The organism is Mesorhizobium sp. M0195, assembly GCF_040322115.1.
In the GTDB taxonomy this organism is placed as follows: domain Bacteria; phylum Pseudomonadota; class Alphaproteobacteria; order Rhizobiales; family Rhizobiaceae; genus Mesorhizobium.
On the sequence record NZ_JAMYSV010000013.1, the window covers coordinates 67,379 to 92,782 of the forward strand.

Genomic DNA, 25,404 nt, shown 5'->3' on the forward strand with positions numbered 1-25,404 from the left:
CATGCGTAAGCAACTTTGTTCTAGCTGAAATTTCGACCGGCGTCTTGAGCCCCAGGCAACACCGTCATTGAACCTCTCTGTCACACAGGACGGCGACGCCGAGGAGCGCCGCCTTCTTGATGATCAGCCCTTCAAGGTCGGCGTCCGAGCGCTCGGTTCCGGTGCGTTCGCGCAACAGTGCAATCGCCGCCTTCATCGACAGCAGCCCATCGCCTCGTTCAGCAAGCAGTTTGTCGACGGCGGCGGCCACGTTAGCCCGCTCGACATGCGGCAGCATGGGAATGGCTCCTTTCCTTGTTTCGCGACGACAGCGGCTCCATCCCGATCGCTCGGGATGGAGCTCTTATTCGGTAATTTAAACCGTGACCTTTCCAAATCCGGTTCGCGGTTTGGGAGCGCCGATCACTCGATGACGTGCACGATCTTGCGGGTGCCTGGGTCGACGAGCACGGTGCGATTGCCGACGACAACGTATCTGTACTTCACGTCGGGAACATCGATCGGTTGCAGCTCGACCGTATCTGGCACCGTGGAACCGATATTGAGCTCCACGCCCAGAAGATTGATCGACGCCAACGGGTGCTTATGGACGTATTCGCGGATGACCGTCTGCTGTTCGGGCGTGACAATCACCTGGTCCGCGGTGGCCACGCCGACGCCGGCGAGCAACACCAATCCCGCCGCAGCAGGAACAAGGTGGATTTTCATCGTCTACTCCTGTTGTTACGGGCCTCGCCCTTAAAGTTGCGACGCGGCATTCCGGTCGAAGCGGCGAACCCTCTAGGCAAACGCCCACGCCACCTTGTTGTTCCGTAAGTGGCGGCTAATCGAATGGCGGTGAAGTGCCCGCGCGGTGCGGCGAATGAACTGCGAATGAGCTACGGTGGCCCGCGTCGCAAGACGCGGGCCGATCGGTTTCCCGATCAGCAGCGACACCGGAGGGGGTGATATCGGCTGCGCCTGAAACAACGTTTAGGACAAGCTAATGTTCCTAAGGGAGGGCAACAAACCTGCCGGTAAAGCGCGGCGTTACCACCCATGGGCAAGCCCCTGTGGCAGCAAATGAAGCGGCTACTGCTTGGGCGGTTGTGGCGGCACCTCGCCAGGCTTGAGCACCGGGGTCTTGCCCTCATTCGGCGGTGGCGCCGCCATGCCCTGATCGCCCGTTGGCGGCGGCTTCAGGACCCCACCGCATGGCTCGAGCGTGTCGGACAAATTGCTGCCGGCCGGCTTCTGCTGCTGGTTCTTCTGATCCTGCGGCTCGACCTTGCAGCGGTCGGATTGCGCCTGTTCGCCCGGCTGCGCGGCCGCCGGCGCCGCCAGCACCATCGCACCTAGCATATACGGCAAGAAAATGAGCGGTCTCATGTCGAGCTCCTTTCGCGCCAGTATCTTCTGAATGTGAAGGCGGGCAGGCGCGATTGGTTCCGTCGTGCGGCAATGCGCCCGGACCGCAGCGGCCCGGAACCGGCCGCCAGACTTATGAGTTCAACCACTGAGCCAGTTCAGGGCTGCCGACATTATGGAGAACCAGCGATGGAACCGCGCAGGAAAGAACGAACCGACGACGAGACAGAGAGCCCGACCATCCAGCAGCAGGACTGGGATGCCATCCGGAGCGGGAAAATTCTCCCAGACGGCGTGCCGCAAAACGGCGACATCCGTTACGACGTCGAGAAAGACGGCGAATTGCCGGAGGAGGACGACGACAACGCCTACCAGGACAGCGACGAGGCCTTGCCGGACGATACGGAGGAACGCGTTATTTCACGCGATCTCGCACGCGAAGGTGGTCCTTTCGACGAGGAATGGGTGATTGCCTTTCGCACTGCGCTCGCTGTCCGGGTAGACGGTCGGATGAGCCCCTGCTTTCAATTCGGGAGGTCGAAGACCGGCTCCTGGCAGCGATAGACCAGACATTGACCGTCACGCGTCTTGATATACGCGGCGCGCGGCACTTGCGGCCAGTCGCATTCATTGCCGAATTGGCGGACGTAACGGTCGTAGGTGTTCTGGCCGGTGGTCAGCACCACCGAGCGATGCCTCTGGATCAGAAGCTGCGTCTGTTCGCATGTCATCGCGCGGCTGTCCGGCCGGGCGTCGGCCGTTGCGGCAAACAGAAGCGCCCCGGCTGTAAGGACTGCCGCTTGTGTCAGGACTCTGCCAAGCATGAGACCATCTCCCGTGAAGCCTAACGCGCATCTTGGTTTCGCAAGCGCCGGATCGAGCCACCCTCGCAAAGAAAAGATCGTACAGATTGCCAGGAAAAATGCAAAAGCCCGCCGCACCTTTCGGCGCGGCGGGCTTCAACTGAACGTCACTCTTAGTCAGGCTTGGGCGGCTTACTCCTCCTTCACCGGCCCGAACCGGCGCACGATCATTTCGAAGACGATATCCGAGATCCACATCGCCGATACGCCAATCAGAAAGGCCGCGGCCAGCGTCGTGGTGTCGTCGTCCGGCGAGGGAAAGGGCAGGCCGGCGGCGCGGAAATAATGCACGACCGGCAGCGTCAGATAGGCCGCCGCCAGCGCGCCGCAGATCGGCGAGGCCACCATTTCGCGGACCTTGTAGCGGTGACGTGACAAGGCCCGCAAAATGCCGCCGGACAGGCCGGCGACCAATACCGGCGCCTTGATGCCCAGAACGTCGAGCAGCTCATGCATCATGGCGTCCACCCGCACCATCTGGCGCCCTGCCCGTTGAAGGCGTTCATCTCGTCGAGCTCGGGCCGGGTCATGGCGGCGACGACCGGGGCGGATGGCCGGCGTGGCTGACTTTGGTCGCACCAGACTTGCCGCGGATTGCCGGTCGGCGCGGTTGTCGTGCAGCCGGCCAGCACCAGGCAGAGGATCAGCGCCTTGCCCATTTCTCAGCCTCCGCTCTTGCTGCCGCATCGGTCATGCCGGCGGCCTTCCGCCCTTCGGCGGAAGCCTCGCGGTTCATTTCGAGGCGGTCCTCGGCGGCCGCGATTTTTGCCTCGGCCTGTTTGACCGCCTCCTTCTTCGCCCGGTTGATGCCGCCGGCAATGTAAAGGCCTATGCCGCCGGCCACAGCAGCGAATACCGTCATGACGACCTTGTTGCCGATGATGGCGCTGAGAATGGCGAGGAGCGCGGCCATCACAAATCCTCGGCGCGGCGGCGGCGCAGGAACTCGGTCAAGACGCCGTTGATCACAAGAAACCAGGGGAACCATTCCCCTGGGATGACCGGCGAAAGAACCTGAGGGTCGACATAGGTGACGATGCTCGCGATGATGCCGATAGCCGCCTGAAGCCGCGCCCAGAATATTGTTTCGCTGTCGCGGAAGAAGCTCTTGATCCGGGTCCACATGTCATTTCCTTCCGAATAGTTTGAGGATTGCTGATGATTTGAGGATGGTGGCGATCAGCGCTGCCCAGAAGCCGGGCTTGGCGGCAGGCACAGGAGGCCCAGGAGGCGCGAGCGTGGCGGCCGCTTGTGGAACGGGAATTGGGCTCGCTGGCTCTGGCGGAGCTGCAGGGACGACCGCCGACGACACCGGGCCGGCAGACGGGCAAGGCGCGTCCTTGATGCGCGACCATTTGCGATAAGCCTCGGCAAGCCTGGTATCGTAGGCGTTCTTGCGATAGCCGGCGCCGTTGTAGCCCTTGGCGAATCCCGCCCAGTCATGGTTGCGCAGATTGTCGTCGAGCTTGTTCGTCTTGATGAAGTTGATCGCGGCCTCAAGCTGGGCTTCCTCGTCGGCCATCATGGCTTCCACCATGGCCTGCACTGTCGCAAACCCGGCGGCGGCGTGGTTTTCGCCGAGAACCTGGCCAAGACCCCATGACGCGGATTTGAGCGCCGCGGTTTCGTCGATCGCACAAGCTGCCTTGAGCCGCGGGTAGCTATCCCTGGGATAGGGCTTCTCGCCCCACTTCGGATAGGCGAGGCCAGCGGCTACCGCTCTTGCACGCTTGGCACCCGACAGGTTGCGGTAGAAGACGTGCGGCTCGAACAGGATGACCGGCCGGCCAAGGGCGTCGAAGCCGTGCCCGCTCGTTTCAACATCGAGGAACGCGTGCATCTCGTCCTCGCCGACGCCGATCCGGGCGCCGAGTTTCGGCAAGTCTGTATCATCGAGGCGCCTGGCGGCGGCCTTGAACAAAAGGTCCATAGGTTTCCTTTCCGCCCTTGCGGGCAGGGTTTTGAGGTTAAACAGCAGTGCGTGGCGGCAGAGCAGAATTGGGCGGCAGCGCGCGCCGATGTGGCAAGCAAGGTTGATGTTTTCGACCCGTCATGTGAAATGGCCGCGGGATGGTGCACATGTCTGATGATGAACAAACCGCTGCGGCGCGCTGGACGGTGAAGTCCGAACTCCGCGCCGTCGGTCGCGACAAGCCGCTGCTGCTGGTGCTGGCGGCGATCCTCTGCCTCTATTGTGCGTTTATCGCCGGACCGATCGTCTACGCGGTGCTGGCCATCAACGGCATTGCGGATTTCTTCAAATGAAGCCGGTTCCGGCGATCTCGCTCCGGCCCGGTTCCTGCGTCCACCGCGCCCGAAATTGCTCGACCTGGATGAAATTGCTTAGCCGGGATGAAACTGTTCCCGTCTATCGTTCGTACCTGTAGCGGGTACGGGAGGACACGTGACGATAAGAATCAGGCTTCCAGGCGGGACTTTGAAGATCAAGAAAAGGGACGAGCTGCGGCGGCGCGAGCAGAAGCGCGAGGTGCCGGTTTGGCAGGTCGGCAATTATTTCGTCATCTGGTGGCCGAGCGGCATGTTCGATCGCCCATCGTCGTCCAACAAGTCCTCGCCCAGGAAATAGCCCGGGCACCCGACGATCCCGACCCGGCACTGATGCCTCGGTGCCGGATCAGGAACCGCCGTGCGCGCCAAACTTCCGAGACCGCTCGACAAATCCCAGAAAAAGTCAGCGGACAGCGTTGACTCTTCCGCCACGGAAGGTTTTGATGCTGCATTGCACAATCAGGCGGGGGCCGATGGCAGTACGTATCAGAATGCTAGGCGGCACGCTGAAGGTGAAAGTGTACCGCGAATTGCGCGATCGCGAACGCGCCCGCCGCATACCTGTCGTCAAGATCGGCCGGGTTTATTTCACCTGGTGGTCGAACCGCCAGCGACTCATTGACGACCAGTCGCCACGGTGAACGTCCCAATTCTTCCGACCTGGCATGCGCCTGGGAAGCCCGCTCAGCCGCCGCAGGCGAGCTCGCAAGATAAGTTGATGAGGCTGCTGTTGACTCTTCCGTGACGGAAGGTCTCTACTTACCGCATTGCACGAAAATTGCTGCGTTGCACAACGGGAGTTGGACCGATGGCGGTGCGTATCAGGTTGCCTGGCGGCACTCTGAAGATGAAGACCTATCGTGAGTTGCGAGCCCGGGAACGCGACCGCCGCGTGCCTGTGATGAAGATGGGTTCGCTTTATTTTGTCTGGTGGTCGAAAAGCCAGGAACCTCACCAGAAGCCGCAGGACAGCAGACGGTAGCGGCTCCGCCGGCGACGGGTCCGCGTCAGCGATAAACCCTGACAATTCCGAAATACAACTCCAGCTGTAGGAATTTTTGGTCGGCCGGCTGTGCCATTGTTGTGCGCACAGCATCCCGAGCGGCCCTCGCAGAGCAATTCTTCCGACGTCTTTTCGGCGATTTTCAAACGGCGTCCAGACTGGCGGGCGCGGGTGGTTGCAAGCTTGCAAACCGCCGCCGCTTGTCGCAATAGCTAGGTCGTAAAGAGACGCATGGATGATGGAGGCTGACCTGTCTATTGCGAACAGCCAATTTCGGTTGTCGGCTCAGTTAGCCGACGAGCCACCAATCCGACGTGCAATTATTGATTCGGACCTCGAAGATATTGATTCGGACCTCGAAGACGCGGCGCGGACATTCTTCGAAGGGGTATCTGAACACCAACATTGGAAGCATTTCTTCGAGCGATCGCAGCTTTTCGCAGAGAGGGTGCGAAAGTCGCGCTTCGGCCGCAACTGATATGCCATTCGTTCCACCATTCCTCTACCGCCTAGCCGGCATCAACTCCGGCCCCGAAACGAAGCTAAGTTTGCGGAGCGTCCGCAGTTTGCGGCGAGGCAAGCATGCGATCGGCGAAGAATGCATCATCAACGGCGTCTTTTCCTTCGATCGCGCCGATGCAAAGATCACCGTTGGAAAAAGATCCTATATCGGCAAGAGCCACCTCGTGGCGGCTGAGAAGATCGAAATCGGAGATGACGTGATCATTAGTTGGGGTACCACAGTCGTCGATCACAACTCACACGCGACGGGTTGGCAAGACCGCAAGGAAGATGTCGCCGACTGGCATCAGGGAAAAAAGGACTGGTCAAAGATCACCATTGCGCCAGTGAAGATTGAAGACAGCGTCTTTATCGGCTTCAACGTCATTATTCTCAAGGGCGTAACGATCGGCAAGGGATCGGTCGTTGGTGCGGGGTCTGTCGTCACGAAAGACGTGCCGCCCTTTAGTATGGTCGGCGGTAATCCTGCAAAGCAAATCGGCGGCGCTGCTGCTAGATCATTGACTTGAGCACAGAGCTCCGGCCATGTAGGCCATGCTGCGCATCGCCGTCTTGGGTGCAAACCTTAGAAATTCGGTCCGCAGTCTGTGTTTTACCCATCCTTTTTTTTCGCCAGCCAAATGCTGTTCATAGGCGAGGTCGTGCGCAAAAACCTTTAGCCGTTCTACCTTTAGCCCGGACGTTTTGAGAAGGTTTTCAAACGTTTGGGTCGTGTAAAAGTTGATATGCCCATACGGCCCTGACATTCGAATGGCCTTGCTGAGATCTCGCGTATGCTCCAAAGGCACTTCAATATAGAGCTTCTTGCAGACCCGAGCTGCCTCCCTCAGAAACATCCGTTCGTGCTCGACGTGTTCGACGACGTGAATGGCAAGCCCGAGATCGAACGACTTGTCGGGATGAGGGATGTGATAGCCGTCGAATACGTCGATGCTGTCCAGTTTGGCGATTTTTCTTGCCTTGATGGCCTCGACGCCGCTCTTCGAAATCTCGACGGCGCCAAGCTTCTTACCGAGCCCCTTCCTGTTCAGCTTATCCAGCACCGCACCTTCGCCCGCCCCGATGTCAAGAATCCTGTCGAAGAATTGGCCTTGAATGACCGCTTCGATGTGCCCGACCGACTGGTTTGAAGCTATGTCCCGTTTTGCGGCTACTTTTCCATCGGCGTAATAGTCGTCATAGATGTCGATGATGCTGCCGGCATGCGCCATGAGACAATCCTACAAGGATAGCCCCCGCCGACCTCATCCTGCCATTGCCTGCGAATGGCGTCCAGCGTCGACTACGCCGCCTACCCAGACCTCAACGAGACCCTCAATGTCGCCGTCAGGAACCGGGATTTCGCGGCTGTGTGCCGGATCCTTCGGCTTTGCGACCATGATCATTGCGCCCACCACCAGCCATTCCTCGCCCTCCTCGAGCTCGGTGATGATTTCGCCCTTATGCTGAATAGCGAATGCCATTGCTTATCCCCTTTCCGCGACTTGTTCGATGAAGCGCAGCGCATTGCCGTCATGGCCGGCATCGTTGAAATGCAAGCCCTCTTGATAGTTTCCCGAATTGATGTAGTCGAAGCCGTCGATCGGGATGGTCAGCACATTGCGCGATCGATAGGTTTGACGGATTGCGCCAAGGGCGGCATCATAGCTCCGACCGCCCGTGTAGCTTGCATCCCATGCGGCTGACGGCCGCGTCGGCGGCATCACAAGGATACGCGGTGCAGCGGCCGCTTCCAGCGTGTTGATGATTGTTGCGATGTTTGCCGATATCGTGGCCGGCGGCGTGCCAAAGCTGTCATTGATGCCGAGCGCCAGGATGGGCACGATCTTGCCGCCGGCGTAGCCGCATTGAGCGGCGGCCGATGTAAGACGCGCGGTGTTGAATGACGAGAAGGCATAGCTGCCGTGTGCCGCGCGCAAGGTGCGCAGGCGCGGACGCGAGCCGGCCGCCTTGACGCCAAGCCTGATGAGCCCGGTAATCTCGACAGGACCGCCGACAGCCGTAAGAGTGTAATTGCCGCTTGCCGCCTGCCCGGTGAGCGACGGCCCCGAATACCTATCAAGCGCCAGGGCGCCGGCGCAGTTGACGGTTTTGTACGCCGCGCCGCCGTTGAAGACAAAGGCAAGCGATCCCTGAGCGGCGTCCTGAGTGTAGTGGACGTCGACCTGTTCATAGGTGCCGGTAAACGCCAAGGAAGCGCCGGCGGCGAGGATGATGCTCTCGCCGATCGGCCCGCGCGACCCTGTCGACACGCTCCCGGCGACGGTAACGCCATAGAAAGTCGGAAGGTAGGTAGAGCTTGGCCGCAAAGCAGTCATGCCCGGTTCATCGTCGGCAATGCCGATATTGGCAAAACGCGTAACCAGGTTGAACCAGTGTTTCGGCCCGTCGCTGGCAAGCGCCCAATGGCCGATGCTATCGGCGATCAGGCAGAGCACATCGTTGTTGGCGATGTGTTCGGCCATCGTCGCGCGAAAGCCGTCATAGAGATTTTGCAGCGACGGCCGGCGCGGAATGAAGAAGCGCTTACTGTTGACGGCCGGCTTGCCAGGTCCCCAAAAACCGTCGCCAGATGCGGGAATGGCCGTCAAGGCGAAATTTCCAGGCGGCACATAGGGATTGGGATGAGCGCTCGCCGCGGACGCAAACAGCGCGGTCGCATCGACGACGCCGTTAGGATCGGCGCCAGCCAGCAGGTTCATGCCGGTATTGCTAGCGCCGCCGGTCAAGGCCCGGTCGGCATCGGCGAGCAGACCGGTCTTGATCGTAAAGCGGACCTCGTACCGATGCTGGGCGGACGATGCTACGGTCGCGCCATTCGACAGCGCGCCTGATTTGATCCATGCCGGGATGCCTTGCGGGTTGACGTTGTTTTGAAATTTGTAGGCGCCACCGCTGATCGCCGGATATTTGCCGGCTGGGATTGGGATACCCAGCGGGATATGAACGACCCCGTTGACCAGCGTCACCGCATATGTGCTTAGGATGTTGACCACCAACCCGCCGAGATAGTCCACTACATGAATGAGCGCAGCGCCGGCGCCAGCGCCAGCGCCAACGTCCACCGCTGTAATATGGCCGTCGGCCGGCGCTGGCGTCTGCATGATGACGCTGTAGCTGCCCGGAACGTCCGACCCCGTGTTGACCAGCGTCGGCCAGCCGATTTCCTGGCTAACGCCGACAGCGGAAACGAGACCGTTTGCCGTGGTATAGGCAGCACGCGCCTTGACGGCGACTTCGCCGGTGAAGGTCGCCTTCCACTGCGGACCATTTACAGCGCCTATAGTCTTGGCAGTGTGCGAGGCCGGAACCGCCGCCGTGAACCACTCGACTTCGCCGTTCGGAATTGCCCCGGCAGTGTAGTACCAGCTACCAGCGCCAGTGCGCTGGACGCCCATGACGCTGCCGGCAGGCTTCAGGATCGAAAGCCCTGAAACAACAGACGACGGGCCGGCTGGAACGGACATTGTCTGCTCGGAAACCAGGCTAAGCGTCCCGTCGCCCTCGACGTGGGCAATAAGGATGTGGGCTGTTCCCGGCACGATGCCAAATCCAAGCTCCAAGGTCGACAGATATTCATCGACCGTCGACAGCGATCCAGGCCAGAAATAGACGCTGTCGTTCGTAATCACCGTGCCGCCGACGGAACCCGTGATCGGAACGGGTCCGACGATCCTTGAGCTGATCAGGCCAATTTCCGCCGTTGCCGCCCGGACGCCCGTATCAACTGCTACCGGTCCGGCCCCAACATTGAACAACCCCAAAGAACCTGTCGAAACTTCGGTCCAGAAATACTCACCGACATCGACATTCCTGCCCAGCACCGCCGCGGCGGCGGCGCCGGCCAGTCCTGCCGACGCCGCAAAGCTGAACGTCGGCGCCACTGTGTAGGAGCCCGGCGCCGTGATCAGTATCTGCGTCAGCGCCCCGCCCGCCACCACGAAGCGGCCGGCAGCGCCCGAACCGGTGCCGCCGGTAAACGCCAGGTCGAACATGCCGTTGGCGCCGCCCGAGCCTGGCGTGATCGCACCGTTGCCGGCGACGCCGAAGCCGATTGCCGCAGCAGTCGTCGGGAAAATGCCCTTGCCGTAGAGCGAAGCGTCGCGTGCAGCCTGGGCACTGATGACTGCGGCCGCGGCGGCGACGGCATCGGAATTGGTCGCAGCCCGGTCGGCTGTGGTTTGTCCGGCATTCGCGGCGGAAGCGGCGGCACTGGCGGATGCCTGGCCGGCGCTGGCTTCGGCAGCATCCTTCAGCGCCTGGGTTTCATCGCGCAACGCTTCGACCTCATCGACCATGTCCGCGATGTCGGGCGGAACGGATGCGGCGACGGTGATGGCATCGGCGCCGACGGCCGGCTCGTCGGCCGTGAACTCGAACACGCGGCCGGCATTGACCGATCCGATCTGGGTGTGGACGGTCGTGCCCTTCTGCAGGGTGCGCGTAGTGCGGGCATCGGCGGCGCGGAACCATTCGCCTGCGCTCGCGGTGTAGATGCCATTTTGCGTCGGGTCGGCCTGGTCCTTGACCAGCACGCGGTCGCCGACCTCGGCCGGCACGCCGTCGATCGCCTGCAGGCCGTGCAGTAGGATGTCGGCCGTGGTCGCGAGGCGCACGGGTTCGCGTTCGCCGGTCAGGAGACGAACGGCGGCAGTTGCAGGTCGGGACATGAGGGCTTGCTCCATAAAAAAAGCCCCGCACAAGCGAGGCTGGAAGGGGTTCAGTGCTGTCGGTGGGAAACTTAGGCTACGCGGCCGGACACCGCCCTATCCGGCGCAGCCGGCGATTTTCCGGACAGAGAGCGGCAACGGGCTACAGCAATCCGCCAATGAGCCTTCTTGTGCCGCCCATTGCCGCCAGTCCGCAGGCCATGCCGGCGCAGTCGGCGACCCAGTCGAGGATATCCATATCGCGCGCGATCAGTTGGGCGCCCTGAAGAAGCTCGATCGCCGCGCCGGTGATGGCGAGGAGCAGGACCAGTCTCGTCTTGTGTTCCGGCCAGCCGAGGCTTCCAAGCGCCGCCAGCACCGCGAATGCCGCGGCGTGGTTGAGCTTGTCGTGGTGGAAGGTGAAGCCCAGGTCCAACTCCTGCAGGAAGCGCACCGGCGAAAGCGCGAGCAGGAGAACGCCGGCCAAGGTGAGCAGAAAAACGATCCTTGCCATGGTCGAAAAAGAGTCAGTGCGCAACAGGTCAATCCTTCGTCTGAAATGGGAGGCGATCCAGAAGGCACCACCGACTGGGATCGCTCTGCGGTTATCAGGCCATAAGCCAGCATCGTGACCACAATCAGACCGCTGGCCCGGTTGCGGCACGCTCTACTCGGGCCGTCCGGCCACAAAACCGATAGCGCGCATCACAGACCGCGGGGGGTTGCACCCCTTCAGACCAGAGGCAAATACCGCCTCTAGCCAAGCTTCGAACGGGAGTTCCCCAGTGGCAGATCAGCGGAAACCCTGTTTTAGAGAAGGTCTCGGATATTGACAGGTGTTCCCGGTGGCAGGTCTTTCACCTTCGCAATAAGTTGGCCCATTATGTGCCAATAGACTTCCAGGTCCGACAGCTCCTGGTTTTTGATTTCGTCCTTCCCGTTGAGAAACAGCGGTATCTTATAGCCGACGCACTGGTTAAAGGCTGGCTCGGCGCCGCCGGCCTCACGCCAATCTGAGTAGAGATTGGCGGCCAATGCTGCATCTTCGTCCTCGATGACATCGACTTCGTGGAAGGTCCGGATGTTGGCGGGCACCTGAAGAGCCTCGCCCATGCCCGGCTCGAACATCACGACACCAGGTTCCCCTTGTTCCAGCCTTTGGCTATCGACTGCAAGCGCCGTCCCCAGCCAATCATAACCAAAGCAGGTGATCCGGCCGGTGAATTCCGGAAAACCCAGGCAGACACGTGCGTTCCAACGTGCCACGTCCTGCGCCCGGATTATCCTGTACAAACCGTGCTTGAACGAAGCACCGCCGAAGCTGGTCAGCAACTCGGCTAACCCAGGCACTTTCGTATCCAGGGAGAAATTGCCGGTGTCCGCGGGCACCCTGCTATCCACCGGGAAGTTTTGGCGAAATGTCTCGAACATTGCGATCTCCAATCTACCAGCCCGATCAATCTGACGGTGCCTAACCTACTCTTGCGGAAGGTGGAACGGTTTGATCGTAGCGGAAGGGAGACCTCGTTCATCAAACACATCGAAGACTCGCTCCGATAAGACGAGGTTAAAATTCTTGGCGATGCCGAAGTCATCGTGACCCGCTTTCCCGCTCACCTTCAGCCACACGAAAGATGGAAGCTCTACCTCGGGCTGCTGTTCGCGGAAATCTTCGGACGTTATGACTTCAACAGGGGCGAATGCCGCTCCGGTGAAGCCGATTTTTGATAATGCGTGCGCGGCCTCTTCCGTCACGAGAAAACATGGAAAGCTTGTTATAAGAACATCACCGATCCATCCCTCCATCTGGTACACAAGCTTGCTCACGATAGGAGGGTGGACACTGGTATCCATGATAGTGCCGTCACCCAATCCACCGGCCACATCGGGCAGAATGTCATAGTATCTCATCAGTCACCTATTGGTGGATCGAACAAATGTCCATACTTCTTGTCGATTTCAGTAACATAGTCAAGGACCTTCTGGCGGGTAGCGTGAGGGTTGTTCTTGTAGAAATATTCCCACTCGTTCCGAATTACCTTCTGGTGCAAATTTATGTCGAACTCTTTCCGGATTCCGCGAAGATTCTCGATTGAATGCAGCTCTTGCTCTGTAAAAAGCCCGGGATACCTTTTAAAAACTCCCTGCTCGACGCCATGATGCACTATGTAGTCGCTTTTGTTGAGACTAGGATTCGCGTCGAAAAAGGTTTTTCGATAGTCCTTGAATGGAGACCACCCAACCTTCGCCTCGGCATGTTTAACTTTGGACGTATCCCTAGCAAGCATCGCACCTAGTAACGCGGTATCAAAGGCACTATCGGACATTTCACCGGCTCGCGCCTTCCGGCGTGGGCTTGGTGGCGAGACCGAGCGCGCAAGCGCTTGCTGATGTCTAAGGGTTTCGGCATCTACACCATGAACAAGCGCCTCGCCGCCTTCGGCTAGGCCAGTTGGCAGCCTCGAAAATATTGGGAGTTTCTCTACCCATGGCTTGGCAATCTTCGCGGCAGCGCGTTCCAGGGCCACCGCCGCCAACCTATTGCCAGGAATTGCGCCCGCGGCATTGAGCAGTATTTCGTCGTAGTTGCCCTCCAGCGCTGCATTTCCAGCCTTCTCCAGTGCAAATGACGTCCCCAACGGCGTGAAGTCGGCCACCGAGATGCTGTCTTCGCCAAGCCCATCGGAGCCCACGAGTTTTTGCGCGAGAAGACGCCCTAGGCTCCCCCGCTCACTGTCGCCGGCTATCAATTTCCCGAGCCACTCTTGATTCGTCGGGAGGTAGTTGGTGAGTTCCGCGTTTGCTCCCGATCGTCCTGGCTCGACAGTGTTGGCCAAATCGAGCAGCATCATCGGGTCGACTACAGCTGCCCGGAACGACCTGTCCGCGATGCTGTTGTCCGTTTGGGATACGCTGGTCTGAAGCAGGTGGTTCAGTACCGCTTCGCGCGCGACTTGATTCGGTAGTGCGGCGAACACATTGCGCAGCTCTGCGGTCTGGTCTTGCGGCTGGGCCTTGAGTCTGCCGACAATGTCCTCAGCAACGGAGTTGGGTAGCGGCTGGGCGGTCTCAAAACCCAACTGTTGCTGGGCGGCGAGGGAGCCAATGATCGCCGCCTGATAGTCTCCCGGCGTCGACAGGTTGCTCCAGGCCGCATCAAGGTTCGCGAATGCCTCCCGGACATAGCCGCCGGGGTCGGCCCGCCTGGCCTTGAACGTCAGGTCCGCGGCGGTGGCGATAGCGTCGTGCCGCGCCTTGTCCTCTTCCGGCGCTGCACTGTCTGCCGCGGGGTCGGCGTCCTTGACCATGGCTCGCACGGCGTTGTTCGCAACGTCGCGCATGTCGTGGAAATGACGACTGACGTCGATGGTCCTGTTGAACGCCTCGAAGCGCCTGGCGCCCTCGGTGGCGCCATAGAGAGCGACGAACTGTTCCGACGTTGGGATCGGGCCGGAATAGGTTCCGGTGTCCCTGATGGCGACCGGCGCATTCTGCTCGGCTAGGCCAATGCTGATACGTGTGCCGATTTGCCGTGTCGCATCGGCAGCGTGGGCTCGCCGCACCAAGGCTGGCCGCTCTTCGGACGGAATGTCGTCCCGAAAAGCCTGCGCGACTCTTTCGTTCGGCGTAAGCTTGCCTACGCGGTCACGGGACGTAACCGGTGTGGCAGACCCACTCGCCCGAGGTCCGCCCACAGCCTCGATGATATCGTCCTTAGTCCTGCCGTCCGTTGAGACCGGCCCAGTCCCCAGCATCCCGGCGGCGCGCCTCGGGTCTTGGGCGATCATCGCCTGGACAAGCGCCTTTGCCGTGTTGCTGCGCCAGGCGGCCTCGGCCGCTTGCCGGGCAAGCGGGTTGCCCATCTTGCCGATCAGGTCGAGCCCGCTCTGCCTGATCGCCTCGAATGTTTCTGTGTCGTTCGGGTCGCTTTGCGCGATCGAGCTGGTATAGATTTGCTCGACCTTGCTCCACTCGGCCTGCTCATAGGTCTGGCGCCGCGCGTGCTGCTGCGCGGCCATGCGCGCCGAGCCGGCCAGCCGCAACGCCTGCTTTTGCGCGAGGAAATTCGCGCGTTCGCCCTGCGGCACTTTCGCCGCGGTGTCGTCGAAGATCTGGTCGAATAGGCCGGGCTTGACGACGCCGTCGCTGCGCGGATCGAGCTGGCCATACATGAAGTCGTGCAGGCCGCCGCCGTCGGCCGGCGCGGTCTGCACCGCCACGGCCTCGGCGTGCGCTATGCGTGCGTTCAGCTCGCGGCCGATAATGCCGGCGTCGAACGCATCCTGCTGCTGCTTCTGCTGCCGGAAGCGTTCGGCAATCGCCGACAACTCGTCGCCAAAGCCTTGCATGGCGGCGCCCACCGGCGAGCCGTTGGGATAGGAGGCCACAGTGCCGGTGTCGAGGCGGCGCTGGGCAAGCTGGAGCGGGATGGTGGCCATCAGTAGAGGCCTCCACCCGGCGCCGGCGGGAAGGCGCTTCTGCCGAACGTCACCGTCTTGGCCGGGTCGTAGAGGCCGGAGATGCCCGACACGAGGCTGCCGCCGGCCTTGAAGATCGAGGCGCCCACCGCCTGCTTGCCGGAAAAGCGCGCGATCGCCGCTTGCGTGGCGAGACCGTTCTGGCGCAGCTGCGAGCCGTACTGGATCGCCTTGAGGTCGAGCTGGCCCTGCCTGGCATTGGCCGTCAGCACCTCGGTCGGGGAACCAGAAATGGCGACGCCCGAAGTGCCGGCCTGGGCACGCGCCTGAGCCTGGAGGAGATCCTGTTTGTGGCGCTCCTGGCCCTGCTCGAAGGCCGAGCTTTGGGCGTCGGCCCGCGCCTGCTGTTCATAGGCCTTGGCCTGGTAGTCGGCCATCTGCTTGGACTGCTGGCCTTCCGCCAGCGCGCCGCCGACGGAAAGCGCCGTACCGATAAGAGCTAGTGTGCACATGGTCAGCCTCGTTCGCCGGCGGGAATGAATTTGCTGTTGATGCCGTCGACCGGTGCGCCGATCGCGGGGCGCCGGTCGAGCACGCCGCCGGGGCTGAGGAAGGACAAAAGCAGTCGGTCCGCCTGGATCGCCGGACGGCTGAGACGCGATGGTGTGGTGGCGCGAGGACCGGCCATGGCGGTGCGCCGGATGGTGGTCAGGTTGACCTTCAGGTCGACGGCGCCGTCGGCATCGAAAAGGCCGTTGGCGGCGGTGACGGCTCGGCTCAAGGCATCGGCCGCGAACAGCTCCTGGCGCAGCTGCTCGATCAGCTCGTGAACGCTCTTCCAGCGCTCACCGAGGGAAGCCGCCTTTGTTCGGATCTCGGCGCCAAGCGCTTCAATGTCGACGCGGGCTTCGCTTCGGGCGGCGGCGATGCGGCGCTTGTCCGCTGCCGCGATGGTCCTCTCGACGAGCGCAATTGCATCGTTGCAGTCGTCTAATGCGGCACGGGCTGCTGCCAGGTCGCCCTCGCCGAAAATCGCGCGATCCTCGGCCTGTTGCAGCTCCTGCTTGCGGGCGATCGCATTGTTGAGGTCGGTGTCGAGCAAGGCGCGGATGGCAGCGAAATCGGCAGCCGTCCGCGCCTTGCCGAGTTGCTCGGCATGGGGGATTTGAGTCACGGTAGGTTCCTTGGTTGGGGAAGCGATGGAGGACAGAGAGGTGATCTCCCCCCTCGAGGGGGAGATGGCCGGTAGGCCAGAGGGGGTCGTCTCGCGTGGAGCGCCAACCCCTTCAATTCGCGATGGGAGGCCGCGTCAGGACGTGCCGACCCCCTCTGTCGCCTTCGGCGACATCTCCCCCTCGAGGGGGAGATTAACTAAGGCTCGGCGTCGAACACCGGCGTCATCGCCCTGATCGTGCAGGGCGTCGGGTTGACATGACGAATGCGCACCCGCCCCTGCCCTTCCCAGCTATCGTCGATCGGCACCTCGACATTGCCGGTGAACAATTTCGCCATGCCGTCGGGTGCAACCACGGACGGGATGCGAACCTGCTCCCAGCGGCCGCGGATGAACGACTGGACCTGAAGCCCGGTTGTGTCGGTTTCCAGCAGCGAAAGAATGAGCTTGGCCACCTTCTTGCGCCGCCCGACGATCGATCCGTCGCGGCCGCCGACATCGAGCTCCAGCGTGTTGGCTTCGGACTGGTAGCCGAGCCCGACCTGCCATGTGACTGCCGTAGCTCCACCGGGCAACGAAACCGCGCCAGCCGCCACTAGAAGGCCCTTGTAGACCTTGCCATCGGCAAGCGCGTCGACTGTTTCGCCGTTGAGATGACCAAGCCCTGAGACCGTGCCGACAGCGACGCCGTCATAGGTCAGGCCGCAGTCGATTTCGAATGCATCCTCGATCACGCCATACTCAAACGCCGCGGTCTTTATTTCGATATAGCGCCTGGTCACGCCGCCGATCGTGCGCTTGACGATCAGCCAGAGATCGTCGTTGCCGTCCTGGCCGGGCGTCACCACGGCGCTTTCGACAACAGCCCAGTTCGATCCGGCGAAGCTTCCGGCGATCTGGTGGATATGCATGCCGCGAACGTCTTGCGACGGCTGGTGCGTGTAGCCGCCGAGCTCGCCATCCCCGAGCGGAAACCACAGCAGCGGGTCGGGGTCGGTCTGGAAGGCGAGTTCAACGACGCCTTTCTTCGGAATGTGCTCGGAAATCTGCCCGACATCATCCGAGGTGAAGCGGCCGGTGGCGTTTTGCGTCAGCTCGGCGATCGATTTGCGGGAGCGGGTCACATAGAGGAACGACTGCCCGGCATCGACGGGACGCAGCGGGGCACAACCGAAAGTCCGGGACCGGCGGTTCTTGAACGAGGACGGCGTCAGCGCCTCGTCGATGCCCGAGCCCGACAGGGCCCTCACCCCGCCAAGCGTTCCGATGATCAGCGCACCGTCCGATTCCGCCACCCACGTAATGTCATTGGCCTGACCGCCACCTGCCTGCACGAATTCCAGCGCGTCGGTGTCTTTCTCACCGGTGGCGAAGTTGTCGAAATCGCCGGTTTGCGAGGCATAGACCGAGAATTTGCGGCTGAACGCCAGACGCTCCTCGTAAAGCGAACCGCTCTGGACGTACTTGCCGGGCACGAACGTGCCGAGACGCCAGCGGATGATCGGGCTGAGATCGGGCAGAGCGTGCCCGTATAACTGGACCGTGACTACCGTCGTGCTGGGCCGGCCAACGACCTTGGCCCAGCGCCAGAAGCCATCCGCGCCAAGCAGACGAATGGCGCGACCGATATCGCTGGTCTGGAAGCCGATGCCGTCATTGATGCCGACGATCGAGGATGCCGAAAGATCGAACGGCGTTTGCGACGGCGCGTATTCGTGCAGCGCCAGTTCGGCGATAGCGGTTCCGTCGCTGCCGCCACCTGAAAACAGCAGCTGATAATATTCGTAGGCAACCGTGTTGTTGAAGCCGTCGAAGAAGCGGGTTTCCGACTTGGACCAGCCGGTCTCTCCGTCCCGGCTGTCGAGCGTCGTCCAGTCGGTGCCGTTGTGCGAGGCCTGGAATTGCCACTGGGTCGGCGATGCAGTGTCTGAGTGATCATTCGTGGCGGTAATCCAGTAGGCGTCGACCGTCTTGGTCCCGCCGCCGCCGAACTGGTAGCGCAGATACCCGCTCGGAAAGCCCGCTATATTCTCTCCCTTCTGCTTGTCGCCATCGAACACCTGCCACACGTCGGATGAGCCGTTGCTGTTGCTGACCGTGCCGCTTGGCAGCGTATTCGAGGCCATGACCGGCATGGCGTTGCCGGTTGCGGCCGGTGTCAACGTCGTGGCGGTGGTGTTGATCTTGTCGTATGGGCCGTCGAGAAAGACGAAATCGGCGAGCGTCCAGGTCGTGTGCGCGGTGCGCGTCAGCACTTTGACCGGATGATCCTTGTGGGTGATCCACATCTGGTCTGCCGACTGGACGAATTGCAGGTCGAACAGATCGGCCTCGAGATAAGGCGAAACGACTTCGACCGTGCCGACACGCGCACCATAGGCATAGACGCGGATGTAGAGATCGCCGAATTCGAGCGCATAGGCCTGGTCGGCCGAGAAGATGAACGGGATCAGCCGTGTCGCCTTTGACGGAGCCTTCACCTCAGCGCAAAAATACGTGCCGCCGCGCTTCCTGATGCCGCCATGCGGCAGCGTGACGAAATTGGTGCATTTCGACAGCGCCGCCCGGTAAAGCTCGAGCGAGGCGCGAGCATGCAAGCGGGGAGAAATCTCACCGCGGATGAAAGCGTCCTGGACCGGATAGAGCGTGGTCATCGGCCGACGAACCTGTTGTCGCCGCGCTGGAGAGCCCAGGAGGATCTGCAAAATCTGCCCCCGCGCTGGATGGCATTGGCCGAGTAGGCGGCATCCAGCGCCCTCTCATAGGCGCTGCGGGCGACGTCGATCATGCCGGCCTTGTGGGTCAAGGGATGCGCGATCTTGACGGCGAGCGCCGCCACCATCACTTCGCTGAACAGCGCATCCCAGTCGTTCGGGTCGGTCAGGTTGGCGACATAGCGGATGATGCGCGGGCCGGCCTGATCGGAATAGATCAGCCCGGCCTCCTGCCGCCATGAGAGCGGAACGCCGTCCGGCTCGCCATTCCCCGTCAGCGGCAAGGGCCGCAGGCAATCGGCGGGAAGCTCATAGGCAAAGTTCAGCGTGCCAGCACCGCTGCCGGTGTCGAAGCCGGCGACCGAGGCTGCCAGGATGGCGAAGACAAAGGCATGTTTGGTCAATTCGGCCTCGCGGGTCAGGTCGAAATGCAGATTGAGCAGGCGCGCCGCCTTGGCGTCCTGGTCGAGGCTGTCGATCGGCGCCTCGTCGAGCACGGCGAGCGCCATGTTGGCGATGTCGAGCGGGGTGATGGCCATGGCTCAGGCCTCCGGCTGTGTGATTGGTCGGGGAAAACGGGACATGGTGCCTCCACGGCAAAAAGGCCGCTTCGAGGCGGCTGGGGATTTCTTGTGATTTGTGGCTTGGGCAGATGTTGCACGTCTCGTGCATGAGGCCGTCACGCCACCAACCGCCCATCAGGAAATGGCGTGGCAGACGCTTCGTCAGTCGTCTTTTCCCATCGAGCAAGGAAGACGGCAATGCTTGGGCTATTGCAGTTTCACGACACCGCCGCGCAACGCGGCGATGTCTTGCCTTGATTGTGTCAGCCGACGCGTGCGCTGGTCGCGATCCACTGCCCTGTTTCGGCTGACTTGACAAAGGCGCCTGATTTCACCCTTCCGGCACCTCCTGCCATGGCCAAGCCCTTGTCCAGGGCATTCTGAAGACTTGGTGTGTAGTAGGCGGTGTTTTCCAGACCGCTGAAGAAGTTTATGCGATGAACGTTCCCCTTCTTGCTCATGACAATGCCCGCTTTTCGGAGCACTTCCTGAACTGTCTTGTACTTCATGTTCATAGTTACCTCCCTTGCCGAGACAGGCAGCATCGCCCTTTCTTGTAACTGTTTGGTGCCGTCGATTGACCAGAGGGCAACATGAATGTTGTAGCGAACCCCAAATTCACATCACTCTGACGCAGCGCGGCGGGTGAACTTGGGATTCGCCACAGTGGCCGACCTGGCGTCCCGAAGGGGCGAGACGTCGGACGCCCGCCCCTTCGCCGATCAGGACTCGGTCGTCTTCAGCGCGATGAACGTCATGTGCTTGACGCTCGAGGCCGTGCGGTCCCAGTTTGCCGCCAGTGCCAACTCGACATCGGTGGCGAATTCGCCGGCCGAGGACGCGTCGAGAAAGCGGGTGCCCGGCACATGCGGCACGAAATGCCGGCGGCCGACCATTTCAGTGACGCCGCCGCCATGGCCCTGCCGCGGCTTGCGGTCGAACTCGAGCGGCCCGCCTTCGGTGTTTACCGGCAGCTCGTTCCACAGAATCGCCTTGTCCTTGAACATGAACGCGGTGTAGACGCCGCCGGCAACCGGAATGTCGTCATCGACGACGGCCCTCAGCCCCATGTAATAGGGGATCAGCGGCCCGCCCTGCTCGGACGACGGCACATAGTCGATGAGGTCGGCGAGTTTCAGCGCCTTCATCTGTTTCGAATGCATCCAGATCGTCTTGAACTTGTCGGCGCGGTCGCCCATCAGATAGGCGGCCTCGATGATGTCGGTGTCGACGATGGAGGCGCCGGTGACGCGCACCAGGTCGCCGGCGTCATTGGCGATGTTGTCGGCCAGCACGCCTTTCAGGATGCCGAGCAGCGTCAGCTTGTTGGCGCGCTGCCAGTAGTCGGTCTGGCGACGCACGATGAGCTTCTGCGGATCGTCACCGGCAAGGATCGAGGTCAGGTCCGGGATGCCCCAGGCCTGCGCACGCACATTGCGGGCCGCGACTTCGCGGCGCGCGCCGATCTTCTTCATCTCGATCGAGTCGGCCGGGTCGTCATTGACCGGCTCGGAGGGATCGTTGCCGAGGTCCTTCCAGCCGGGCATGTCGACCGAACGACCGCCCAGGCTGAGCTTCGAGGCGATCGACGGGTCGGAAAACAGGATCCCGGCCTGGTAAATCTCCAGCGACTGGACGTGCTCCTCGAACGAGTATTGCGCGTAGACGGACGGAACGATCGCGTCCGCGATACGGGTGTAGGCGTCTGCCATTTTTGTCTTCCTTCAGGTTTGGGGTCAAAGAGGGTTGTTGGGCATCCACAGGTCGGGGTTTTCGCCGGCCTCGCGTGCCAGCCGCCGGGCGCGGGCGGGGTCGCTTTTGACCAGGGCCGAGATGCCAGTCAGGTTGCGCTCGCCGGCGGCATTGCGCTTGAAGGGGTTGCCTCCGCTCAAGGCAGCATTGCCGTCGATCGTGTCTTCGCGGAACATCGCCTCGCCGATAGCGTGGAACGCCTTGGCGATCTGCGGGTCGGTCAAGGCGCCGTCCGGCAGAAGGATGCCCTTCGCCTTGTAGGCATTGACCAGGCCGAGCTTCTTCATCGCCCGGTTGGCGACCTCGAGCTTCTGGCGAAAGCCATCGCTCCCGGTCGGTCCCCAATCCCGCACGAGGTCGTCGTGCGTAGTCTCGACCGAGCGGGCAACGGCGATTTGCTGTGCCTTGGCCTGCTCGGCCATGTAGCCGACGAAGCGGTCGTGATAGGCCTGTGCAACCTTCGGGGTAGCACCTGCCTCGACCGCCCAGGCCTTGGACGCATTGGCGAGCTCGTCCGAATAGGCGAAGTTTTCGGGGAGCCCGTCGGGGCGCCGGTACTCGACCTTGTCGGGCGAGGTCAGCGGACGCATCGCCTCGGGCAGCCGGGCATGGAACCTGTTCCAGTCTTCCGCGGCTGCATCGGCTGCCGGAACGCGCAGGCTCTCACCCTGCTGCCGCTCCAGCTCCGCATAGGAGGCGAAAACCCGATCGAGGCTTTCAGGCTTGGTCCAGCCCTTGGTTTCAGCGAGCTTGCGGTTGCCTTCGGAAAGACCGTCAAACCAGCTTGCGGCCTTAGGCGGGGCGGACCCGTTGTCCCCGTTGGCCGGTGGCCGTGCAAGGTTGCCCGCCGGTGGCGCCGCCACCACGGACCCGGCGTCTGCCAGATCTGTCATGAGAAGATTCCTTTTGCTGAGAGTTTGAAGGCCGGTGATGAGAGCACTGGCGGTGAAACTTGGTATCTCCCCCCTCGAGGGGGAGATGGCCGGCAGGCCAGAGGGGGTAGCCGCGCGTGGAGCGCCGACCTCATCTGTCGCCGGGGGTCGCGCCCGGTCGAACCGACCCCCTCTGTCGCCTTCGGCGACATCTCCCCCTCGAGGGGGGAGATTAGCGCCTACGCATTGTCGCCCCAGTTCTCCCAGAGCAGCGTGATCGTGCCGGTAACGGCAATCGTGCCGTCGGCATCGATGTCGGTGCCGGTGGCAAACGCCAGATTGAGATAGAGGTCGACCGGCGTCACGGTGCCGTCGAGCGTCAAGGCTGCGGCAACATCGGCAATCGACGCGCTCGACGGCGCGGCACCGGCGCCATCCAGCGTGCGGCCGGTCGCGCCCAGCACATTGACCATGGTTCCGGCAAGCACAGCGCTCGACCCTGCCGCCGAGCCGAGCGACCAGGTCAGCGCGGCATTGTCGTTGATGGTCGACGCGCGGGTAGTCAGCACCGCAAACTGCAGCCGGGCCGTACCGCCCTTGATACGGATCTTGCCATCGATGAAATCGAACAGCTTCTGGCTGGCAAAGGCCTGCGCATCGGTGACCGGCACCGGCATGGCATTGAATGAAAAGACCGTGCGGTAGGTGCCGCCCTGTCCGCTCGTCCTGGCGGAAAGTCCGGCCCTGGGCGGGGCAAGGCCGGCTTCTCTGGCGGCGGCACGCGAAAGCGTCCGGGCAAGACCTCGGGTCATTTGGTTTCTCCATTTTTGGGATTTGAGGAAGAGTTAGCCGCTGCGTAGAAAAAGCAGATCGGGCACATGGGCCGTCAAAGATTAGTCTCGTTTGGGCATCGTCTTGCCGAGCCGTCGTCTCCGGCCGTCAGACAAAAACAACCATGTCTTATTTCGTGAGGCACGGTGCCTATGTTCCGCCGCAAATGCGACCCTACTTGGCAAAATCAGCCTGCGTATTAGTTCATAGACTTCAAGGGAGTATCAGACGATGACCGTATCCAGAGCCATTGCCGCCATGTTCGTAACCGCCGCGCTGGCAGGCTGCGCGCAGACCGAAGCACAGCAGAGAACCAGCACCGGTGCGCTGCTCGGCGCCGGCGCCGGTGCGCTCGCCGGCCAGGCCATAGGCGGCAACACCAAAAGCACGGTTATCGGTGCAGCCAGCGGCGCCCTGCTCGGTGCGGTCGTCGGCAACGCCACCACCCCGCAACCGCGCGGCGAACAGCTCTGCCGCTATCAGGATCGCTACGGCCGCATCTACACCGCGCCCTGCGACGACCGTTATTATAACGGTAATTATTGAGCGTAACGAAGCGCCGGCGGCAGCCGATCTCCCCCCTCGTGGGGGAGATGTCCGGCAGGACAGCGGGGCGCCGTAGGCGCCAGCCATAACAGCAATTCCAATCAATGCAGAACATTCAATCCACGAAATTTTCGTCCACGAACATCTCGGCAAATTTCTGGGGTGGAGGGTTACGCCATTGACGCGAGCGATTTCGAGATTCCTTGCCACATATCCCGGATTGCTGCCGGCATCCCCTGCGGTATGTGGATAGCCTGGGCAATTGCGTCATGCCATTGTCCCTCGCCGCCATAGATAGATTGCAGTTTGGGGGCCATCCTTTTCAAGCCATCCTCCGACTCTTGAGAAAGTTCTCCGATCGCCCAGAGCACATAAACATCGAGCAGCCTAAGCAGCGGCTGTCCGTCATAACGTGGGTTAGTCAACATTTAACCTTTCACGCATCATAGGTGGCATAATAAATAACCCGTTCGCAGATGGCAGAAATGCTTGGCTTTTCTTTCTGCGATGCAACCAAAGCCTCGGTAATCTCGATCGCAAGGTTGATTTCGAGAAAGTATGCCAGGCCCTCTTTAGCTGCCTCGGGTGGTACCAACACCCCATCCTGCTGAGGCAGAACCATCGCGTCTGAATCCTCTGTCCAAGGCTCCGCCGCGTAGATTGTGGGCTCCGCTGCGTAGACCGGGTCCTCCTCGTCAAATTCCGACAACCGCCCAACGATATCCAGCAACTTCATTTTTTTCCCCATAGGGAAAATCCTCCTCGGCCATTCGGATGCAGTGCTTTCTGGAAGATACTCCCTCGATCATGTTGAGATCTAGGGACGAGTTGCATTACACCGGGTTCGTAAACTTGCACAATGATCGGCCGAAAGCGTCATGGCCTCCGCAAGGTCAGTGCTCCCCGCACCCTACCCATCCGCCGGTGCCGCTTTCTCCGGCGCCGCCTTAAGCAGAATCCCGATAGCTCGATTCCAGTAGCGCACCGCCTCAAAATGCCCTTGTCTGGTCAACCAGATCTTATTCTCCAAACTGACTGGATCGCCGATCTCAAACAGCTCCATGCCCTTGGGGCGTAAATATCTATTTTGGTCGGGCATTTTCAGTCCACCAACCGAGCAAATAGATCGGCGAGGTCACGCGCTATCGTCTCAGCGGATTGCCGATTCATACCTATGAATGGGATGCGTACGATTCGCATGGCCGCATCTTCAGTGTCGAAGCCATAGCCTTCACCTCCTCCGTCAGATGCGAATAAGAAGATGCCTGGCTCATATTTTTCAACCTCATATCCGCGGTTGAAGTCAGCCAGTTCTTCGGCTTTAAAAAAATAGTATAGTTATTGCCGATGAAACCTTCGCCTCCATTATGCTCTTTGAGGAAATCATGTAATCCTTGGCAGCACGACTCCCAACCGTGCGGACAGGCCGTCGACGACTGCGGATTCAGCCGGTGCGTCGAATGTCCCTCAGTTAAATATGTCCCATTGCTATCGTCCCAGGTCGCTCAGCAACTGGTTCCACCACGGCATACCCCTGTTGTCGGTGAACTGCCGCCAAACTTCACTGGATTGATTTCATGCACATCCACTACGGCGCGAACTATGGCAACAATAGCACTACCGACCGTCGTAGGGCTCAATCGTCGCTGACGGAATACCAAAGCGGTCGAGTAGATTCAGCACACGCTCTATATGACCACACGCAGATCGCCAGCAATGATAACATCGCCGAACCATCCTTCCATCTGGTAGGTGAGTTTGCTCACAACAGGGGGTGAACGCTTGTGTCCATGATGGTGCCACGGCCTATTCCGCCGGCGACATTGGGCTTTATGTAAAAATAGTCCACCATTCACCTAAT

Annotated in this window: 35 protein-coding genes; 8 read left to right on the forward strand and 27 right to left on the reverse strand. The window is 61.2% G+C overall.

Annotation, left to right across the window (positions count from 1 at the left end):
* Positions 1-64: 64 nt before the first annotated feature.
* The 3 genes from NKJ12_RS22570 to NKJ12_RS22580 all read right to left on the reverse strand — a co-directional run bounded on the left by NKJ12_RS22570 (position 65) and on the right by NKJ12_RS22580 (position 1,368).
* Positions 65-277, reverse strand: coding sequence for a hypothetical protein (locus NKJ12_RS22570; protein WP_254820502.1), 213 nt, complete (start codon positions 275-277; stop codon positions 65-67).
* A 125-nt stretch (positions 278-402) separates the two neighbouring features.
* Positions 403-708, reverse strand: a complete 306-nt coding sequence (locus NKJ12_RS22575; RefSeq protein ID WP_352475486.1) for a DUF1236 domain-containing protein — start codon at positions 706-708, stop codon at positions 403-405.
* A gap of 363 nt (positions 709-1,071) precedes the next feature.
* On the reverse strand, positions 1,072-1,368 hold the full coding sequence (locus tag NKJ12_RS22580) for a hypothetical protein (protein ID WP_352705207.1): 297 nt from the start codon (positions 1,366-1,368) through the stop codon (positions 1,072-1,074).
* Positions 1,369-1,536: 168 nt separating this feature from the next.
* On the opposite strand from NKJ12_RS22580, the gene NKJ12_RS22585 reads away from it, so the two are divergent.
* Entirely contained in the window at positions 1,537-1,911 is a 375-nt protein-coding gene (locus NKJ12_RS22585) for a hypothetical protein (protein WP_352705209.1), read from the forward strand.
* Here the strand turns inward: NKJ12_RS22585 and NKJ12_RS22590 are convergent.
* From NKJ12_RS22590 to NKJ12_RS22615, 6 genes are all read right to left on the reverse strand, one after another.
* On the reverse strand, positions 1,872-2,171 hold the full coding sequence (locus NKJ12_RS22590) for a hypothetical protein (protein ID WP_352475489.1): 300 nt from the start codon (positions 2,169-2,171) through the stop codon (positions 1,872-1,874). The genes NKJ12_RS22585 and NKJ12_RS22590 overlap by 40 nt on opposite strands.
* Positions 2,172-2,342: 171 nt before the next feature.
* Positions 2,343-2,666 carry a hypothetical protein gene (locus NKJ12_RS22595; protein WP_352505661.1) on the reverse strand — a complete coding sequence of 108 codons (324 nt, stop codon included), beginning with the start codon at positions 2,664-2,666 and terminating at the stop codon, positions 2,343-2,345.
* Positions 2,666-2,869, reverse strand: a complete 204-nt coding sequence (locus tag NKJ12_RS22600; RefSeq protein WP_352687447.1) for a hypothetical protein — start codon at positions 2,867-2,869, stop codon at positions 2,666-2,668. Before NKJ12_RS22600 ends, NKJ12_RS22595 begins: the two co-directional genes overlap by 1 nt.
* Positions 2,854-3,123 (reverse strand): hypothetical protein, encoded by a 270-nt coding sequence (locus NKJ12_RS22605; protein ID WP_352687445.1) that lies wholly within the window; start codon positions 3,121-3,123, stop codon positions 2,854-2,856. The genes NKJ12_RS22600 and NKJ12_RS22605 overlap by 16 nt, the downstream gene beginning before the upstream one ends.
* Positions 3,123-3,335, reverse strand: a complete 213-nt coding sequence (locus NKJ12_RS22610; protein WP_352475492.1) for a hypothetical protein — start codon at positions 3,333-3,335, stop codon at positions 3,123-3,125. The genes NKJ12_RS22605 and NKJ12_RS22610 overlap by 1 nt, the downstream gene beginning before the upstream one ends.
* 1 nt (position 3,336) lies before the next feature.
* Complete coding sequence (locus NKJ12_RS22615; RefSeq protein ID WP_352687444.1) at positions 3,337-4,140, reverse strand: N-acetylmuramidase family protein; 804 nt, start codon at positions 4,138-4,140, stop codon at positions 3,337-3,339.
* Between the two features lie 149 nt (positions 4,141-4,289).
* Between NKJ12_RS22615 and NKJ12_RS22620 the strand changes: the two genes are divergently transcribed.
* The 6 genes from NKJ12_RS22620 (at position 4,290) to NKJ12_RS22645 (ending at position 6,533) form a co-directional block, all read left to right on the forward strand.
* Complete coding sequence (locus tag NKJ12_RS22620) at positions 4,290-4,475, forward strand: hypothetical protein (protein WP_254820493.1); 186 nt, start codon at positions 4,290-4,292, stop codon at positions 4,473-4,475.
* Positions 4,476-4,647: 172 nt separating this feature from the next.
* Positions 4,648-4,797, forward strand: a complete 150-nt coding sequence (locus tag NKJ12_RS22625; RefSeq protein WP_352687443.1) for a hypothetical protein — start codon at positions 4,648-4,650, stop codon at positions 4,795-4,797.
* 175 nt (positions 4,798-4,972) lie between these two features.
* On the forward strand, positions 4,973-5,140 hold the full coding sequence (locus NKJ12_RS22630) for a hypothetical protein (RefSeq protein WP_352505487.1): 168 nt from the start codon (positions 4,973-4,975) through the stop codon (positions 5,138-5,140).
* Between the two features lie 167 nt (positions 5,141-5,307).
* Entirely contained in the window at positions 5,308-5,481 is a 174-nt protein-coding gene (locus tag NKJ12_RS22635; protein WP_023675754.1) for a hypothetical protein, read from the forward strand.
* A gap of 256 nt (positions 5,482-5,737) precedes the next feature.
* Positions 5,738-5,980, forward strand: coding sequence for a hypothetical protein (locus tag NKJ12_RS22640; protein ID WP_352705211.1), 243 nt, complete (start codon positions 5,738-5,740; stop codon positions 5,978-5,980).
* Position 5,981: 1 nt separating this feature from the next.
* Complete coding sequence (locus tag NKJ12_RS22645) at positions 5,982-6,533, forward strand: acyltransferase (RefSeq protein WP_352705213.1); 552 nt, start codon at positions 5,982-5,984, stop codon at positions 6,531-6,533.
* On the opposite strand, the gene NKJ12_RS22650 is transcribed toward NKJ12_RS22645, so the two are convergent.
* The 15 genes from NKJ12_RS22650 to NKJ12_RS22720 all read right to left on the reverse strand — a co-directional run bounded on the left by NKJ12_RS22650 (position 6,522) and on the right by NKJ12_RS22720 (position 22,978).
* Entirely contained in the window at positions 6,522-7,235 is a 714-nt protein-coding gene (locus tag NKJ12_RS22650) for a class I SAM-dependent methyltransferase (RefSeq protein ID WP_352705215.1), read from the reverse strand. The genes NKJ12_RS22645 and NKJ12_RS22650 overlap by 12 nt on opposite strands.
* A gap of 33 nt (positions 7,236-7,268) precedes the next feature.
* Entirely contained in the window at positions 7,269-7,487 is a 219-nt protein-coding gene (locus NKJ12_RS22655) for a hypothetical protein (RefSeq protein ID WP_254820489.1), read from the reverse strand.
* Positions 7,488-7,490: 3 nt separating this feature from the next.
* Complete coding sequence (locus NKJ12_RS22660; RefSeq protein ID WP_352705217.1) at positions 7,491-10,694, reverse strand: SGNH/GDSL hydrolase family protein; 3,204 nt, start codon at positions 10,692-10,694, stop codon at positions 7,491-7,493.
* Between the two features lie 142 nt (positions 10,695-10,836).
* Complete coding sequence (locus NKJ12_RS22665) at positions 10,837-11,211, reverse strand: hypothetical protein (RefSeq protein WP_352705219.1); 375 nt, start codon at positions 11,209-11,211, stop codon at positions 10,837-10,839.
* Between the two features lie 272 nt (positions 11,212-11,483).
* Positions 11,484-12,104 carry a DUF1851 domain-containing protein gene (locus NKJ12_RS22670; RefSeq protein WP_352687438.1) on the reverse strand — a complete coding sequence of 207 codons (621 nt, stop codon included), beginning with the start codon at positions 12,102-12,104 and terminating at the stop codon, positions 11,484-11,486.
* A gap of 45 nt (positions 12,105-12,149) precedes the next feature.
* Positions 12,150-12,584, reverse strand: coding sequence for a hypothetical protein (locus tag NKJ12_RS22675; RefSeq protein WP_352705221.1), 435 nt, complete (start codon positions 12,582-12,584; stop codon positions 12,150-12,152).
* The gene (locus tag NKJ12_RS22680) at positions 12,584-15,112 is read right to left on the reverse strand and encodes a hypothetical protein (protein ID WP_352705223.1); all 2,529 of its coding nucleotides are present in this window, start codon (positions 15,110-15,112) and stop codon (positions 12,584-12,586) included. The genes NKJ12_RS22675 and NKJ12_RS22680 overlap by 1 nt, the downstream gene beginning before the upstream one ends.
* Positions 15,112-15,603 carry a hypothetical protein gene (locus tag NKJ12_RS22685; RefSeq protein ID WP_352644935.1) on the reverse strand — a complete coding sequence of 164 codons (492 nt, stop codon included), beginning with the start codon at positions 15,601-15,603 and terminating at the stop codon, positions 15,112-15,114. The genes NKJ12_RS22680 and NKJ12_RS22685 overlap by 1 nt, the downstream gene beginning before the upstream one ends.
* A 2-nt stretch (positions 15,604-15,605) precedes the next feature.
* Positions 15,606-16,265 carry a hypothetical protein gene (locus NKJ12_RS22690; protein WP_352705225.1) on the reverse strand — a complete coding sequence of 220 codons (660 nt, stop codon included), beginning with the start codon at positions 16,263-16,265 and terminating at the stop codon, positions 15,606-15,608.
* Positions 16,266-16,462: 197 nt separating this feature from the next.
* Entirely contained in the window at positions 16,463-18,919 is a 2,457-nt protein-coding gene (locus NKJ12_RS22695; RefSeq protein WP_352705227.1) for a phage tail protein, read from the reverse strand.
* Positions 18,916-19,518 (reverse strand): phage connector family protein, encoded by a 603-nt coding sequence (locus NKJ12_RS22700; RefSeq protein WP_352687431.1) that lies wholly within the window; start codon positions 19,516-19,518, stop codon positions 18,916-18,918. The genes NKJ12_RS22695 and NKJ12_RS22700 overlap by 4 nt, the downstream gene beginning before the upstream one ends.
* A gap of 287 nt (positions 19,519-19,805) precedes the next feature.
* The gene (locus NKJ12_RS22705; RefSeq protein WP_352687429.1) at positions 19,806-20,057 is read right to left on the reverse strand and encodes a hypothetical protein; all 252 of its coding nucleotides are present in this window, start codon (positions 20,055-20,057) and stop codon (positions 19,806-19,808) included.
* A gap of 207 nt (positions 20,058-20,264) precedes the next feature.
* Positions 20,265-21,254, reverse strand: coding sequence for a Coat protein (locus tag NKJ12_RS22710; RefSeq protein WP_352687427.1), 990 nt, complete (start codon positions 21,252-21,254; stop codon positions 20,265-20,267).
* A gap of 24 nt (positions 21,255-21,278) precedes the next feature.
* Positions 21,279-22,187 (reverse strand): hypothetical protein, encoded by a 909-nt coding sequence (locus NKJ12_RS22715; protein ID WP_352687425.1) that lies wholly within the window; start codon positions 22,185-22,187, stop codon positions 21,279-21,281.
* A gap of 218 nt (positions 22,188-22,405) precedes the next feature.
* Positions 22,406-22,978 carry a hypothetical protein gene (locus tag NKJ12_RS22720; RefSeq protein WP_352705229.1) on the reverse strand — a complete coding sequence of 191 codons (573 nt, stop codon included), beginning with the start codon at positions 22,976-22,978 and terminating at the stop codon, positions 22,406-22,408.
* Between the two features lie 250 nt (positions 22,979-23,228).
* Here NKJ12_RS22720 and NKJ12_RS22725 point away from each other — a divergent pair, with 250 nt between their 5' ends.
* Positions 23,229-23,543 (forward strand): YMGG-like glycine zipper-containing protein, encoded by a 315-nt coding sequence (locus NKJ12_RS22725; protein ID WP_352687421.1) that lies wholly within the window; start codon positions 23,229-23,231, stop codon positions 23,541-23,543.
* Positions 23,544-23,713: 170 nt separating this feature from the next.
* Here NKJ12_RS22725 and NKJ12_RS22730 read toward each other — a convergent pair whose 3' ends face one another.
* From NKJ12_RS22730 to NKJ12_RS22740, 3 genes are all read right to left on the reverse strand, one after another.
* The gene (locus NKJ12_RS22730; RefSeq protein WP_352691822.1) at positions 23,714-23,971 is read right to left on the reverse strand and encodes a hypothetical protein; all 258 of its coding nucleotides are present in this window, start codon (positions 23,969-23,971) and stop codon (positions 23,714-23,716) included.
* An 8-nt stretch (positions 23,972-23,979) separates the two neighbouring features.
* Positions 23,980-24,279 carry a DUF7716 domain-containing protein gene (locus tag NKJ12_RS22735; RefSeq protein ID WP_164759187.1) on the reverse strand — a complete coding sequence of 100 codons (300 nt, stop codon included), beginning with the start codon at positions 24,277-24,279 and terminating at the stop codon, positions 23,980-23,982.
* A gap of 174 nt (positions 24,280-24,453) precedes the next feature.
* Positions 24,454-24,642, reverse strand: coding sequence for a hypothetical protein (locus NKJ12_RS22740; protein ID WP_352475512.1), 189 nt, complete (start codon positions 24,640-24,642; stop codon positions 24,454-24,456).
* Positions 24,643-25,404: the final 762 nt, after the last annotated feature.